General features: G+C 44.5%; 14 protein-coding genes. 1 reads left to right on the forward strand and 13 read right to left on the reverse strand.

What is annotated here, in order from left to right:
• Positions 1-32: 32 nt before the first annotated feature.
• From NSQ26_RS05280 to acnA, 9 genes are all read right to left on the reverse strand, one after another.
• The gene (locus NSQ26_RS05280) at positions 33-893 is read right to left on the reverse strand and encodes an alpha/beta fold hydrolase (protein ID WP_499719544.1); all 861 of its coding nucleotides are present in this window, start codon (positions 891-893) and stop codon (positions 33-35) included.
• A 63-nt stretch (positions 894-956) separates the two neighbouring features.
• Positions 957-1,442, reverse strand: coding sequence for a DUF4352 domain-containing protein (locus NSQ26_RS05285; protein WP_090775011.1), 486 nt, complete (start codon positions 1,440-1,442; stop codon positions 957-959).
• A gap of 91 nt (positions 1,443-1,533) precedes the next feature.
• Positions 1,534-2,358, reverse strand: a complete 825-nt coding sequence (nadE, locus tag NSQ26_RS05290; protein WP_499719546.1) for an NAD(+) synthase — start codon at positions 2,356-2,358, stop codon at positions 1,534-1,536.
• A gap of 64 nt (positions 2,359-2,422) precedes the next feature.
• Positions 2,423-2,842, reverse strand: coding sequence for an acyl-CoA thioesterase (locus NSQ26_RS05295; protein ID WP_281241400.1), 420 nt, complete (start codon positions 2,840-2,842; stop codon positions 2,423-2,425).
• A gap of 69 nt (positions 2,843-2,911) precedes the next feature.
• Complete coding sequence (locus tag NSQ26_RS05300) at positions 2,912-4,528, reverse strand: CopD family protein (protein WP_499719548.1); 1,617 nt, start codon at positions 4,526-4,528, stop codon at positions 2,912-2,914.
• Positions 4,529-4,658: 130 nt separating this feature from the next.
• Positions 4,659-4,796 carry a small acid-soluble spore protein N gene (gene sspN / locus NSQ26_RS05305; RefSeq protein ID WP_090775008.1) on the reverse strand — a complete coding sequence of 46 codons (138 nt, stop codon included), beginning with the start codon at positions 4,794-4,796 and terminating at the stop codon, positions 4,659-4,661.
• 41 nt (positions 4,797-4,837) lie between these two features.
• The gene (locus tag NSQ26_RS05310; protein WP_499719549.1) at positions 4,838-4,981 is read right to left on the reverse strand and encodes an FbpB family small basic protein; all 144 of its coding nucleotides are present in this window, start codon (positions 4,979-4,981) and stop codon (positions 4,838-4,840) included.
• Positions 4,982-5,052: 71 nt separating this feature from the next.
• Complete coding sequence (locus tag NSQ26_RS05315; protein WP_499719550.1) at positions 5,053-5,751, reverse strand: DUF421 domain-containing protein; 699 nt, start codon at positions 5,749-5,751, stop codon at positions 5,053-5,055.
• Between the two features lie 339 nt (positions 5,752-6,090).
• Positions 6,091-8,808: an aconitate hydratase AcnA gene (acnA, locus tag NSQ26_RS05320; RefSeq protein ID WP_499719551.1), complete on the reverse strand. Its 2,718-nt coding sequence runs from the start codon at positions 8,806-8,808 to the stop codon at positions 6,091-6,093.
• A gap of 242 nt (positions 8,809-9,050) precedes the next feature.
• Between acnA and NSQ26_RS05325 the strand changes: the two genes are divergently transcribed.
• Positions 9,051-9,188 (forward strand): small acid-soluble spore protein P, encoded by a 138-nt coding sequence (locus NSQ26_RS05325; RefSeq protein ID WP_499719553.1) that lies wholly within the window; start codon positions 9,051-9,053, stop codon positions 9,186-9,188.
• A gap of 6 nt (positions 9,189-9,194) precedes the next feature.
• Here NSQ26_RS05325 and NSQ26_RS05330 read toward each other — a convergent pair whose 3' ends face one another.
• The 4 genes from NSQ26_RS05330 to gltB all read right to left on the reverse strand — a co-directional run bounded on the left by NSQ26_RS05330 (position 9,195) and on the right by gltB (position 16,165).
• Positions 9,195-9,731 (reverse strand): alpha/beta fold hydrolase, encoded by a 537-nt coding sequence (locus NSQ26_RS05330; RefSeq protein ID WP_499719554.1) that lies wholly within the window; start codon positions 9,729-9,731, stop codon positions 9,195-9,197.
• Positions 9,673-10,032: an alpha/beta fold hydrolase gene (locus tag NSQ26_RS05335; RefSeq protein ID WP_499719556.1), complete on the reverse strand. Its 360-nt coding sequence runs from the start codon at positions 10,030-10,032 to the stop codon at positions 9,673-9,675. Before NSQ26_RS05335 ends, NSQ26_RS05330 begins: the two co-directional genes overlap by 59 nt.
• Before the next feature lie 112 nt (positions 10,033-10,144).
• Entirely contained in the window at positions 10,145-11,602 is a 1,458-nt protein-coding gene (locus tag NSQ26_RS05340; protein WP_499719557.1) for a glutamate synthase subunit beta, read from the reverse strand.
• A 21-nt stretch (positions 11,603-11,623) separates the two neighbouring features.
• Positions 11,624-16,165, reverse strand: coding sequence for a glutamate synthase large subunit (gene gltB / locus NSQ26_RS05345; protein WP_499719558.1), 4,542 nt, complete (start codon positions 16,163-16,165; stop codon positions 11,624-11,626).
• Positions 16,166-16,206 lie beyond the last annotated feature (41 nt).

The raw sequence follows: 16,206 nt of genomic DNA on the forward strand, positions 1-16,206 counted from the left end.
GTGAAATCCTACCACACGTCGATTATAACACACTATAACGATTGATCTGTGCGCTTTTCTAAAATGAATTGATCAATTGCTTTTGCAACTTCTTTTGGTCGTTCTTCTGGAAGCAAATGTCCACACTTGCGAATGAGCTTAAATGTACTTTCCGGTAAATCTTGATGTAGTCGTTTCCCTGTACTTAAAGGAATAAGGCGATCTTGTTCAGCAGCGATAACTAAAACAGGATGTGTAATGGTTTGCAACACCTCTGTCGCCATGTCACCTTCACGTTGTTGTGCCAAATAAAGCAAGCTTTTATAAAAAACGTTTTCATTCAAGGATCGCTCAAATGCCTGCATCTTTTCAACAGTGAGACAGGATTTTCGATACACTACTTCTTGCAACAGTGGCTTAATTGTTTGTTTATGAACCAACCATTTCAACAATTGTGCAGAGAAAGGCAAATAAGAAGCAAGGCGAACGGGTCGCTTCACACATTTTAGATAACCTGAACTACATAATAAAATGACACGGGACACATCCTCAGGATAGCGCTGTGCAAATTTTAATGCCACTTGCCCTCCCATCGAATGTCCTACGACCGTCACTGCTCCAAGGTGCAACCGCATGACAAGTTGGTGGACGACAGCTGCATATTCTGAGAAGGAATAAACCTTTGCGCGTCGTTTGCTGCTGCGACCAAATCCAGGCAAGTCAAAGACAACAACATCATACTTTTTCCGCAAAATGGGGACCAATCGGCGATAGCTATCGACTGATGCGAGGAAGCCATGAATGAGGACAACCACACCTTGTGCGGGCTTTATTCGACTTTCATGACGCTCGTAATAAACGCTTGCTTCATTGATAAATAAAAATGTTGCTTCTGAACGCTTACCTGTTCGCATATCGCCACCCCTTTGTATGTTAGTTTGTGCGATATGGAGAAAAAAAAACGAGTAGACAGCATATCATTTGTTGTCTACTGTAAATGGGAACACCAATTGCCCTGTCCGGAAATGATCTGTATATAGTAGTTCAAACGATGCTCCTTTTGGAACGATAAATGCCACTTCACCACTAACGGCACGACCCGATGGAATTTGACCACCTAAGATCCCTTTTGTTTCAACATTAGATACATGCTCATAAGCATAATGATCCGTATCCATTAACGTAAAGTTCATAAGTGAAAAATTGACAGTTGATTTACGAGTATTTTCAATAGTCACATCTGCGAGAACGAGAAGTGTGTCATCCTCCTGCTTTTCCGTCGTAACCCCATTTAGTGTGAGCACAAGTCCGCTCATTTCTTGCGTCTTATTTGAAGACGCCGCTGTTTCTGTTTGGATGGATGTTGCATCACTTGGCCAAGTTTTCCAGAAGGTCACACTCAGTCCAACCAGTAAACATAAACACAAAATTAATCCTGACAAAAGCAACCACTTTTTCTTCATGATCGTCTCTCCCTATCACATCTAGTTCTGTCTTTACATTAGATATGATCATCCGTCCGATAACATGTCTCTTTTTTCATCGTGTATGCTTCTATACCCACCACGTATCATAAATCGTCACGGGCCCTTGCCGCTTATGTTCTGTTGCTGTATATGTTTTTTCAATCCGTTTTCGAATTGAATCGGGTACTTCTTTTCCTTCTAAATAGTCGTCAATTTGCTCGTAGGTCATATGGAGTGCTTCTTCGTCAGGCAACCCTGGTCGATCATCTTCCAAGTCAGCTGTCGGTACTTTTGTATAAAGTCGCTCAGGTGCGTCGAGTACTTGTAAAAGTGTTCTGCCTTGTCGTTTCGTTAATCCATACAGTGGTGCAAGATCACAAGCACCATCGCCAAATTTTGTGAAAAAACCGGTGATAGCTTCTGCACCATGGTCGGTGCCAAGCACAAGACAGCCATAATGTGCGGCCAAATCGAACTGGACTTTCATTCGTTCACGTGCTTTCGTATTTCCTTTCAAAAAAGAAGAGAGTGTCGACTTGGTTGCTGTTTCAAATGCATGTACAGAAGCATCAACAGCCGCTTTTATGTTGACCGTGTGCAAACGATCAGGCTGAATAAATGCAAGTGCTGCTTGCGCATCGGCTTCGTCTTGTTGTATGCCATAGGGCAAACGAACAGCATGAAACGTATAATGATCACCTGTGTCTTCATTCAATTGTGAAACCGCCATTTGCGCCAATTTTCCAGCAAGCGTGGAATCTTGGCCTCCTGAGATCCCAAGGACAAATCCTTTTGCGCGTGCTTTTGTTACATATGCTTTTAAAAAATCAATTCGCCGCTTTATTTCAAATGCTGGATCGACGTGCGCTTCTGTACGTAAGGCGTCACGGATCGTTTCTTGATTCACATTCATGATGGATCCTCCTCTTTGTTCACTTTTCTAGCATGAGCGAAATTAAATGGCTTCATACCAGCTGTTACATCTTCCATTCTTCATATAGGTGAAACCAATCAGGAAACGCTTTTTTGAAAGCTACCGGCTTAAATGAATCCTTTTTAACAATAATATGAGTGGTGCAACCTGTGACACATCGTGCGCCGTTTTCATTTGTTAGTTCATATGCATACGTCGTCTTAATGCCATCATTGTTAGATAACCAAGTAGAAAGTGTCGCTTTGTCCCCATAACGTAACGGACTTTTATAAGTCACTCTGGCATCATATACAGGCGCATAAAACCCCTTCTCTTCCATCTGGACATAACTGTAGCCGGCTGCCTCAATGAAAGCTGTTCGTCCAAGCTCGAAATACTTCAAATAGTTTGCGTGATACACAACACCCATCATATCTGTATCTGCATACTGTGGTTGAATCACAATTTCTACTGTTCGTGGCAAGCTGAACACCTCACTCCAATGAACTTTCCTTGTAGTATAACGCACGTATCGACATTTTGCACGTATGAGCTAATGGTGATGCCCTTCGTGAAATAACTGTCGCTTATTCACTTCCTCAACGACCTTCCCTTGCGCGTCTAACAACCGATAATGATGCGCTTCAGTCAATGGCTCTTTTATTGTGATAGCCGAGAAAAATACTTGATCAGATACATCTACGCGCATTGTTTTTTCAGGAAAGACAATTTCCACCGTCGCAATATTTTGTGGCACAAACCCAATTGACACGTACGTATTTACATTCGGTTGATCAAACCAATCATTCGTTAAAAACATGAATGTCTCCATAAACTGCTCACCATAAGTGAAAAAACCGCCGGATATTTTTACGGTTGCATCTAAGTACTTTCGATAACCATCTGCTTCCTTTTTTAATCTTTCTGCTACGAGGTCACGATCATTCACACGGTACAAGACAATCACATCTTCTTTTGTACGCGGCAACGCGGTGAGTAGCACGACATCGTCTGTCTCCTCATAACCAACATGTATCGCCTCCTCCATCGTTTCATGCAATGTTAAGTTCACCGGAATCGCACCTGGTGTCAAACTGAGCATCGCCGCAATGTACGTACAACCAATAAATCCAAGCAGGAAACTTGTCGTCATGAACGTCTTTCGTATACGCCATGCCGCTATGATGGCAATCATCAGTAAGGCGATTGCACAAATGAATAAAACGATAGCGATTCCGCTTGGCGTAAATGAGAGTAGTTGGTTCTCTAGTAAAGGCTCGCGCAAAAACAGAGACGTGATGGCATTCATTGGCTCAAATTGCAATGTCCGCAATACATTGTGTGGTGGCTCTGTTTCTGTCATCCACGCCGTCACCGCAAAAATTGCAAGCGCAAATAACGATTCCATTCGAAATGAACGCATTCTTTCTGCAGTATCCAGATGTACGCCTTTTCCGCTTAATGCCATCATATGTCGAAAACCGAAGACGAGCAATGGCAAAAATAATAAGTGCTTAATAAGTAACAATTGACCATAAGATAACATCCAGCTATTCACATAGTCAGGTGCCATCTCGCCCATTAAAATAAAGCCGCTCGCAATAAGGAATAGTAGAGAAAATAAAGCAAGCACCGAAAACATCCGTTGGAACTGATGTGGATGTTTCAACCGTGTACCATAAAGGCTGACGACAAATAGTGGACCGATCCAAAAAGCCATACCAATTAAATGCAAGCTATTTGCCAACCAACCAGTGCTGCCCGCGACAGAAGCACCATGACTGGCACTACTCAGCACGACAATCATAAGCACGATCCCAACGAGGTTGATCCACGCCATCACCGCAGAATTTCTTTTATAAAAAAATAACACATTGAGAATGAGACCCAGCCAAATGACAATGGTGTACAACCAACTTTGACCGATCGCATGGTCTTGCAATGTGATGAGCACGGCATCGACATATGGCATTGAAAAAAATTCTGCATAGGTCACCGATAGAAATAAAATTTGGATGAGCAACAATGCTGGCATGCTACTGAGCAAAGCTACGAACTGGCTTCGTGATCCTATGTTCATCTCCCGAGTGCTCGGAAGTATTTGACAAATAGTCACACCAACAAGCAGTGCTACAATGATATACCCAATCAAGTTAAAAATAATTTCCACGCTCAATTCTCCCCTAATGTACATTTTGAACAAATGATATGTGCATTCATCTTAACAAAATTCGTCGTCCGTGTCCTCTGTCTCATGACACATGACGAAAAAACGTCAAAAAGCCACCGATTGGTGGCTTTTATCCTTTAGGTGGGACATAGTCAGGTTGATGGTTGGACTTACTTGCCATCTTTTTTCCGTTGTTGCGGTTAGATGTGCGTGATTGTTCGCCTAGATGGTCAGGCGTGAATTGTGCAAATCCGTTTTTTTCTCCCATGACAATCCCTCCCATACATATCCTAACCGTCATAAAAATGATTATACAAATGGGATGAGGCTATTTTTAGGCATCATATGTTTCTTTTCAAATATCTTTTCCAAGCGTTCCATTTCTCTTTCGTTCTGTAATAAGTGTTCACGATTTTGTTTCACACGTTCATTAAAAGAAATATGTTTTCTCACCTGTTTCACCTCAGTTATTTTTAATTCAGTTATCCCCTTTTTTTCTTAATAATAAACATATTGTAGTTGGATCATTTACAAGAAATATAAATCGTTTTATTTTCATCTACTGTCATTATAAAGACTTGCGTTGTATGCAAGCCACGTGCTTGTAACTCGGCTTTTAACCACTGCATATCTCCGACTTTATGCAAATTCTGTTCAATAATGACACCATCTTCAATTACGACAGTAGGATAACCGGTTTTTGGAGAAGGAACATTCATATCTGCTCGGGACACCGGGGTATCGGCGCTTTTTTTAATGATACTAATGAGTCCATTCATCTCTAAAATTGCGTAGTCAACTGTATTTAAATCACTTACATTGTTTAAACGTAAATCCATCATAAAAGAATCAAGTGTAATTTTTGTTTTTCTCAATTGATCAGGTAAAATTTCTCCATCTCTCATAAGAATAATCGGTTCATTTTCAAAAAAGCGACGTAGCCTTCTTGACTTTAGCGAAGAGTAACTTAATAACAAGTGTAAAGATGCGACAACAGCCGCAGCAACCATGGGTCCGGTTAATGAGGAATTTCCTTCTGTCAATGTTTCCCCTAAGATGTCGCCAATCACGACACCGAAAATAAAATCAAGGGCATCAATAGAACTCATCGTTCGTTGTCCAAGAACACGTACAATGAAAAAAATATAACTATAAATAATCATCGCTCGGATAAGGAACCCATAAATCGGGAGATCTTCGGTGCCCGTCCAAAAATCAAACATGTTGACTGCCTCCCTCTGACAATCTTTCTTCGCATATATTGTTCGTCTTGTTGCAACGATTTATGTATGGAAGCTGCCGAAGAGTTGACAACAAAAAAAGAGCTTGGCTTCTCCTCTCCTGCAAAAGAAAGAGTCGCATCAAGCTCTGTCACCCACTACGCCAAAATGTCCAAGGATGGTGTGAGGGCGTGTCTCCACTATAACACATAATGAGTTTGTGTGTAAATGTGTGTGTAATTTTTTTTACGACTTATTAGATATGCTTGTAAAGTCTCATCGCTTTGAGTAGTGAAGAAGAACCTATCACATCTTATGCAGATAGGTTCTTCACGACAATCGTTATACGGTTGCTAATTTATCACGCAACACCATTTGTAAAATCCCGCCATGACGATAGTAATCAACATCTACATCACTATCAAAACGAACGAGGGCTTCAAATTCCGTTTTCTTTCCGCTCTCATCAACAGCCGTCACCGTTACATAATCACGCGGTTTTACCGTATCATCAATCGCTACAGAAATAGCCTCTTTCCCAGTCAAACCAAGTGTTTCTGCACTTTCGCCTTCTTTAAATTGAAGCGGGAGTACACCCATCAACACAAGGTTTGAGCGGTGAATACGCTCATAGCTTTCGGCAATAACGGTTTTAATACCGAGCAAGTTTGTTCCTTTTGCCGCCCAGTCACGAGATGATCCCATACCGTAATCTTGACCAGCAATGACAACAAGGCCTGTTTGGTCTTCCTTATATTTCATCGCCGCATCATAAATCGACATCACTTCTTCGGTTGGCCAGTAAGTTGTGAAGCCACCTTCTGTGCCCGGTGCGATTTGGTTACGAATGCGGATGTTCGCAAACGTCCCGCGCATCATCACATCATGATTTCCACGACGAGATCCATATGAGTTAAAGTCTACCGGTTTTACCCCTTTTTCAATTAAGAATTTCCCTGCTGGTGTCGTCTTACCGATCGCACCCGCTGGTGAAATATGGTCTGTTGTGACAGAATCACCGAACTTCCCAATGACACGCAACGCTTGTAATGGTTTGACCGGCTGAGGATCTTTTGACAGTCCTTCAAAGAACGGCGGGTTTGCAATGTACGTCGAGCTATCATCCCACTTGTAAAGCGCATCATCCGTTGTATCAATCGCATTCCAGCGGTCATTACTTGTGAAGACGTCCGCATATTCACGGCGGAACAGTTCTGGTGTGACCGTTTTGTCAACAATGTTGCGTACTTCTTCGTTGTTTGGCCAAATGTCTTTAAAGAAGACATCTTTACCATTTTTATCTTGACCAATTGGGTCATTGAGTAAATCAATATCAACCGTACCCGCTAACGCGTACGCAACTACAAGCGGTGGTGACGCCAAGTAGTTTGTCTTGATGAGTGGATGAATCCGCCCTTCAAAGTTCCGGTTTCCAGATAGAACGGACGATACTGTTAAATCATGCTTTGTGATCGCCTCTTCAATTTCATCTTCAAGTGGTCCCGAGTTTCCGATACATGTTGTACAGCCATAACCGACCAAATTAAAACCGAGGTTTTCTAAATATGGCATTAAACCGGAGTCTTGTAAATAACCGGTGACGACTTTAGAACCTGGCGCAAGAGAAGTTTTTACATATTCTGGTACAATTAAACCAAGCTCGCTCGCTTTTTTCGCGACAAGTCCTGCTGCGACAAGCACATACGGGTTCGATGTGTTCGTACAGCTTGTAATGGCCGCAATCGCGACTGCGCCTGTTTTCATTGTTGTTTTACGGCCGTCTTTATATGTCACATCAACTGTTTTTGCAAATTCATCTTTTGATAAGCCAAGTCCTTGGTTTCCGGCTGGTGCGACAACTGCATCACGGAAAGACTGGCGCATGTTCGGTAGCTCAATTAAATCTTGCGGACGTTTCGGCCCTGACAAGTTCGCATGAATTTGTGACAAATCCACTTCGACAACGTCTGTATAAGCAGGGTCAGGCGTTTCACCTGGTACATAGAACATACCGTTTGCCTGACAGTACGTACGAACAAGATCAATTTGCTCCTCTGAACGTCCAGTCAAACGCAAGTAATTGAGTGATTCTTCATCAATTGGGAAGAAACCACACGTTGCGCCGTATTCAGGTGCCATATTAGAAATGGTTGCTCGGTCTGCAAGTGGCATGACCGCAAGTCCAGGACCGAAGTACTCGACAAATTTACCAACCACATTCTTTTTACGGAGCACTTGCGTCACTTTTAAAGCAACATCTGTCGCAGTCGTTCCGCTTGGCAACGTCCCTGTAAATTTCAAACCGATGACTTCTGGTACCGGGAAGTAAGACGGTTGTCCAAGCATACCTGCCTCTGCTTCGATCCCGCCGACACCCCAACCAAGGACGCCAAGACCATTGATCATCGTCGTATGAGAGTCTGTCCCAACTAATGAATCTGGGAACGCCACAAGCTCGCCGTCTTGAGAAACAGCATGGACAACGCTCGCAAGATACTCTAAGTTCACTTGGTGAACAATACCCGTTGCTGGTGGCACGGCATTATAATTATCAAATGCTTTTTTTGCCCAGCTTAAAAACTCGTAACGTTCACCATTACGTTCAAACTCACGGTTCATATTATAGAGTAATGAATCATCTGTACCGAATTTATCTACTTGTACAGAGTGGTCAATGACAAGATCAACTGGAATTTCAGGGTTGATTTCATCTGGATTCCCACCTAAATCTGCCATCGCTTTCCGCAGTGCTGCCAAGTCAACGACCGCTGGTACACCTGTAAAGTCTTGTAAAATGACACGTGATGGTTTGAACGGCACATCAATTTCTTTTTGTTCATCCGTGCCCCACTTCGCTAAATTCTCCACATGTTCCTTTTTAATGACATAATCATCATACTGCCTAAGAACAGACTCGAGTAGGACTTTAATTGAGTAAGGTAGCCTACTTACTTTGCCAAGTCCTGCTTTTTCTAAAGCATCAAGTGCATAGTAATGATACGTCTTCCCGTTTAGATCGAAAGAAGATCGCGCTTTGAATACATCATGTTTTTTTGTCATCTAAAGATCCCCTCCTTCATCAATCCTATCATACCGTATTATGCGCGCGTTGTCTAAAGATTGGTTTCGCTTCCACGCATCCATCTAGAAAGCGCTTTTACAACATACGAGATAAGACCCACTCATAAGCATAGCAAAGTTGGGGTGAAGTTTAAATAGTTTTTTTAGGATTGGATAACATTTGGTCGTTTGACGCATAAAATCCCTCCTGCATGCCACACTGACTACAGGAGGGATGAACGATGACTGAACGACACAACGCCAAAGATCAACGACGAAACGCATCGAAAGAGCATAGCGGGCACATGCCCGAACCTCTCAGTGGCTCACACAAAACAAAGCAGAAAAATCATGTAAGCCAAACAAATGGCGAAGGCTAATATGCGTTATTTGGTCGCGAAATCTGTCACGACTTGTGCAAAAGCACCTGCCTCTTCTAGGAACGGGCTGTGATTGCTTTCTTCAAAAATAATGAGCTTTGCACCAGGAACTTTTTCGGCAATCTCCTGTGAACAATCGACCGGACATTGCGCATCATGTCGTCCACAGCACACGACAGTCGGTACGGTGATATGTTTTAGTGCGTCTGTTAAATGAAAATGCGGTAATTCTTGATAGCTAAAGTAATCGAGTCGGCGCGGGACAACGCGCCCGCTTGATGGCTTTGCGAAATAATCATCATATTTTTCTGGACGGAATAATGATAGCTTTGTCCATGCTTGTGCTGCTTCTTGACGTTCGGAGCGGGTTGCATTCGGGTCATTTAATGTTTGTAAGTACGACTTCACCGCAGCGTTGTCTGGGTTACGTGCACAATACATACTTTTCTCATGATCCATGTAGTTATTGCTTGCTGCGGCACCATTAATGAGTAATTTTGCGAGTGAAGCACCTGATGTGAGCGCATACACAAGTCCAAGCATGCCCAGTAGAGTGCCCAGCGAAAGCCCATTGTTTTATTCCTAACGCTTCTCGAATGGCTTCTAAGTCTTTTACAGCCTCTTTCATTGATAATTCTTCCTCTAATTCCGCACCGCACGATGCACCTGCTGCGCGTAAATTCACAAGGAAAACTTGAAAGTGTTCACAGAACGGTTCTGCGAAATACGTCCCACGCTCGTCAAATGCGCTGTACAGATGGGTGATGCAAATGGGAGAACCGGATCCTTTGCAGAAAAGCTCGAAATGACCTCGGGTTGTTTGGATGATGTGCTTTCTCCACATGGTGATGTCTCCTTTTGTCCGTTAATTAGTGGGTACATAAGGAAGTATAACATACGAAAAGCATCCCGATTCACAGAAATGCTCAAGAAAAGAAGGGCTCATCGCTCCCTCTCTATCTACCCCCCAAAAACCGATCACACACCGCTGCTGCCTTTCTTCCCTCATCTATTGCCCAAACAACAAGGCTTTGCCCGCGGCGGTTATCACCCGCTGCAAATACACCTGGGACAGAAGTTTCATACGGACGTCTGCCTTGAGCCACTGTTTGTGAAGTGCTCATCTGCACACCGAGCGCTTCACATAGGGTCGCGTCTGCCCCCTCAAATCCGAGTGCTAATAAAACAAGATCAGCATGCCACACTTGCTCGCTTCCCGGTACTTCCGTACGTGTTTTCCTCCCTTGTGCATCGATTGTTGTGTTGACTTCGATAGTTTCTAAACCCGTCACATGTCCATTCGCACCAAGAAACCGCTTTGTTTGTAGCTTGTATGCTCGTGGATCTTCCCCATATATAGCAATCGCTTCTTCGTGCGCATCTGAAACGGTGTGGACAATCGGAAAAAGTGGCCATGCATTTTCAGACGCGCGCGTAAACCCTTTTTGCGCATTAATATCAAATTGTGTCACAGAAAGCGCGCCATGGCGTACAGACGTCGTGATACAATCGGCACCCGTATCTCCACCACCGATAACAATGACATGTTTCCCGGCAGCGGATAAAAATTGCTCGTCTTGGTGGTTAGAGTCAAGCAAACTTTTCGTATTCGCGCGCAAGAAGTCCATTGCAAAATGAACGCCGTCAAGTGTCCGTCCCTCACATGACAAATCCCGTGGTTTTGTTGCGCCCGTTGCTAAAATGACCGCATCAAACGATTCTCGTAAGACCGCAGCGGATATATCCGAGCCAATGTCCACGCCTGTTTCAAAGGAAATCCCTTCTTCTCGTAAAAGATTGATCCGGCGCTCGATGATCGAAAAAGGAAGTTTCACATCAGGAATGCCGTATGTGAGTAAGCCACCAACACGATCATCGCGCTCAAATACGGTCACCGTGTGCCCTGCTTGGTTCAATTGATCGGCGGCGGCTAAACCAGCAGGTCCGGAACCGACAATGGCAACCGTTTTTTCTGTTCGCACTTTCGGAGGACGCGCAATGATCCAACCTTCCGCAAAACCGCGCTCAACAATATGATTCTCAATCGACTTAATTGCGACGGCATCGCCATGGAGGGCTGCCACACAGGACCCTTCACATGGCGCCGGACAAACACGCCCTGTAAACTCTGGGAAGTTATTCGTTTTGTGCAATCGGACGAGCGCTTCTTTCCATTGGTTGCGGTATACAAGTTCATTCCACTCAGGGATAAGGTTATGAATTGGACAACCCACTTCCTCTGTGCCCGTATGACAAAATGGTACAGCGCAATCCATACAGCGCGCGCCTTGTTCCTGTAATGTTTGTGTAGACATCGGACGCGTAAATTCCTTCCAATGAGCTGCCCGCTTATGTGGTGCTTCTTTTTTAACATCTGCTCGTGCATATGTTAAAAAACCAGTTGGTTTCGTCATGATTTTCTCACTCCTATCTCTTTAGTGATTGGGCACACGTCCTTGCTTTTTATTTTCAAATGCAAGCAAGCGTGCTTCTTCAGATGGATAGCCTTGTTTTTCGTATTCATCTATGCGTGCCAACATCTGTTTCTCATCCTTTGAAACGACTTTCATAAAATGAGTGGATGTTTTTTGCCAGTCGTTTAACAGCGCTTGCGCATGTGGACTGCCTGTCATATTAACGTGTTCCATTAAACAAGTGTGCACATGGTTAACGTCTGAAGCAGAGAGTCCTTCTAGCAAAACCATTTCATGATTGCATCGCGCTGGCAAATGTCTATCTGGATCATACATATATGCCACGCCTCCTGACATTCCGGCTGCAAAATTGCGGCCGACCGTGCCAATGTTAATCACTTGGCCACCCGTCATATACTCTAGTCCATGATCACCCATGCCTTCAACAACGACATGCGCACCGGCATTGCGGACACAAAAACGTTCGCCTACTTGTCCGGCAATATATGCTTCTCCACTCGTTGCACCATAAAAAGTGGTGTTGCCAGCAATGACATGAGGTTGATGACAGAAAGTTGAATGTTTGGGTGGATAAAGCACGATCTTCCCACCAGATAATCCTTTTCCAACATAGTCGTTCGCATCCCCCTGCAAATATAACGTCATTCCTTCCGGGATAAACGCCCCAAAGCTTTGTCCAGCCGAGCCATGAAAAGAGAACGTCACTGTATCAGCCGGTAATCCCTGTACACCGTATCGTTTGCTTATTTCACTTCCAACGACCGTGCCAATTGCCCGGTCCGTGTTCGATACGGGCATAGCGTGCGTGATCCGCTCTTGCTTTTGTAATGCAGGTTCTGCTGCCCGTCGTAACAATTGTGCCAGTGGCGAAACGGTTAGTGGCGCTGGTAATGTTCTCATACAGCGGTGTACACCTGCAGATGAAGGTTGCCATAGCAACCGTGATAGATCAATACCACGCTCATTTGGTGCTTGCTCTAATAAGTCTACACGACCAATTAACTCATCGACCGTGCGCACACCGAGTGACGCCATCCATTCACGCATCTCCTCTGCTACAAATGTCATGAAGTTTACGACATGGTCAGCTTGTCCTGTATACAACTTTCGTAAGTCTTCATTTTGGGTAGCGATGCCAATCGGGCATGTGTCTAAATGACAGACACGCATCATCACACAACCGAGAACGACGAGCGGCGCGGTTGAGAACGCATATTCTTCTGCCCCGAGCAATGCGGCAATGATGACATCACGCCCTGTCATTAACTTCCCATCTGTTTCTAATGTCACGCGGTCACGCAAACCATTTAAAATGAGTGTTTGCTGCGTGTCAGCTAACCCAATCTCCCATGGTAACCCGGTATGCTTAATGCTTGTCCGCGCTGCTGCACCTGTGCCACCATCGTATCCGCTAATAACGATGCCCTCTGCACCGGCTTTCACTACACCAGCAGCAATGGTGCCAACGCCTGTTCCAGACACGAGCTTCACGCTAATTTTTGCGGATGGGTTGGCGTTTTTTAAATCAAAAATGAGCTGTGCCAAGTCCTCAATTGAATAAATGTCATGGTGTGGCGGGGGAGAAATGAGCCCGACTCCAGGTGTGGATCCTCGCACTTCTGCGACCCACGGATACACTTTATCCCCTGGTAACTGTCCACCTTCTCCCGGTTTCGCACCTTGGGCAACTTTAATTTGAATTTCATCGGCATTTACTAAATAATGGCTCGTTACACCGAAACGCCCTGATGCCACTTGTTTAATCGCACTCCGACGGCTATTGCCGTTATCATCTTGGAAAAAACGGACGCTTTCTTCACCGCCTTCACCCGTATTGCTTTTTCCACCAAGCCGGTTCATCGCAATCGCCAACGTTTCGTGCGCTTCTTTTGAAATCGAGCCATATGACATCGCCCCCGTACGAAAACGTTTGACAATGTCACTAGCCGGTTCGACCTCTTCAATAGAAACCCGTTGCTGCGGACGAAATTTTAACAATGCCTTTAGCGAGGTCGGATCACCATCTTCTCCATTGACCAAAGCAGCATAACGTTTAAATAATGCATCATCATTTGAACGGCAAGCGCGTTGCAACAAATGAATGGTTTCTGGGCTATATTGGTGTGTCTCACCATCTTGACGCCACTGCCAGTCATCTCCTGATGCCAACGTGCATAAGCCGACTTTTTTACTTAACCACGCTTGTTCATGACGCACACGCACGTCTTTAGCAATACGAGAGAGGTCAATCCCACCAATTCGTGAGGGTGTGCCTGTGAAGTAACGATTAATGACTGTTGAATGAAGACCGATTGCTTCAAAAATTTGCGCACCACGATAGCTTTGGATCGTAGAAACACCCATTTTCGATAAGACTTTCATTAAGCCACTTGTAACACCTGCAACATAACGGCGACAAGCTTCTTCCTCATCCGCCACTTGGATCATACTTGTAGCCACTGCTTCTTTCACAATGTCAAACACAACATAAGGACAAATGGCTTCTGCACCATAGCCAATCAATGTCGCATGATGATGCACTTCACGCGCGTCCCCTGTTTCAACGATGAGGCTCACGTTCATTCGCAACCCTTGCAAAATCAAATGTTGATGTAAGGCGCCGACAGCGAGCAAGGCAGGAATTGCTGCACGTGTTTTCGACCCATTACGGTCACTTAAAATAAGTAATGTTGCTCCAGATTTGATTGCTGCCTCAGATTGTGCACAAAGTTGTTCAATGGCTGTCTCTAAACCAGTCCCCTCGTCTGAGACATCATATAATGCCTCCAGCACCGCTGCCTTTAACCCCGGATCGTTGAGGGATTTCACTTTTGCCAAGTCTTCATTTGTTAAAATCGGTGTGTTCAAATGAATCGTATGATGCTTGTGAAGTGATCGCGCCAGCAAATGTCCACGTGATCCAATCGTTGTTTCTACAGATGTCACCACTTTTTCCCGAATCGCATCAATCGGTGGATTTGTCACCTGTGCAAACGATTGCTTAAAATAGTTGTAAAGTAACTGCGGCTGCGTAGATAGCACAGCTAAAGGAGAATCGTACCCCATTGAACCAACCGGATCGCTTCCGTCTTCTATGAGTGGAAAAATCATTTTTGTTAGTTCTTCGTACGTGTAGCCAAAGGCACGCTGCGTCCGCGTCATCTCGGACGGATTCGTTGCTGATATTTCCTCTCCTTCTTTGACCTCGTCCAAAGACAAGATATGTTGATCGACCCAATCTGTATACGCTTCCTCCCAAATGATAGACGCTTTTACCTCATCGTCTCCGAGTAAACAGCCACGCTCAAGGTCAATCGCAAGCAATTGCCCCGGCTTTAGTCGTCCTTTTTCTACAACTTCTTCAGGCGCATAAGGTAACACCCCAGCCTCAGAACTAAGCACAAAATAGTCGTCGCTCGTGCGGTAATATCGAGCTGGACGCAATCCATTTCTGTCAAGCATCGCGCCAATTTTTGTGCCATCTGTATAAACAAGTGCCGACGGTCCATCCCACGGCTCCATCAATGTCCGGTGGTACGCATAAAACGCCCGTTTCTGCGGACTCATTGACAGATCACTTTCCCACGGCTCTGGCACCATCATCATTGCCGCATGAAACAACGATCGTCCTGACAACATTAGAAATTCTAATGTTTGATCAAATATGGCCGAATCACTGCCACTTTCATCAATGATGGGCAACACTTTATCTATCTCCTCTGTAAACACAGAATGGCGAAAAGTCGCCTCTCGTGCGCGCATCCAATTGACATTCCCTTGGATCGTGTTAATTTCCCCGTTGTGTATCGAACAACGATTTGGGTGTGCGCGCTTCCAACTTGGGAATGTATTTGTGCTAAAGCGTGAATGAACAAGTGCAAGTGCTGACTTAAATTGCGGATGACATAAATCAACGTAAAACGATCCCACTTGTTCCGTCGTCAGCATGCCTTTGTACACAATCGTCTTGCTTGAAAAACTCGCAAAATACCCTTCTCTTACTTCGCCTTCTGCTGTACGAAACTTTTGTTCGATTTGTTTCCGCGCGACAAACAACTTCCGCTCAAATACATCCTGATCCCATCCATCGTATTTTTTGACAAATAATTGGCAAATAAACGGCATCGCTATACGTGCTGCATTGCCAAGCATTTTAGGATCAATTGGAACATCACGCCAGCCGAGCAGCGTCAAAGACATCGTTTGCAGCACGTCTTCAATCAAAGATACTTGCTTCGCTCGAACCGCCATATTTTGAGCCAAAAACACCATACCAACAGCATATGACTGAGCGGTAGGAAGTGCAAACGGTACCACTTGTCGGAAAAAACAGTCTGGTAGTTGCACAAGGATGCCAGCACCATCACCACTATTCGTCTCTGCACCTTGGCCACCTCGATGTTCTAAACGACACAACATCTTTAATGCATCTGTAATCATTTGATGAGACTTTTCTCCACGCAACTGAGTAAGCAAGCCAATCCCACAATTATCATGTTCAAATGAAGATTCGTATAAACCACGTGTCTCTTTATTGATCATCTTCTCCACATCCTTCCTCTCCACTCCAGCAGCTATTTTCT

The sequence above is a fragment of the Bacillus sp. FSL W7-1360 genome (assembly GCF_038592975.1).
Lineage (GTDB): Bacteria > Bacillota > Bacilli > Bacillales > Bacillaceae_D > Shouchella > Shouchella lonarensis.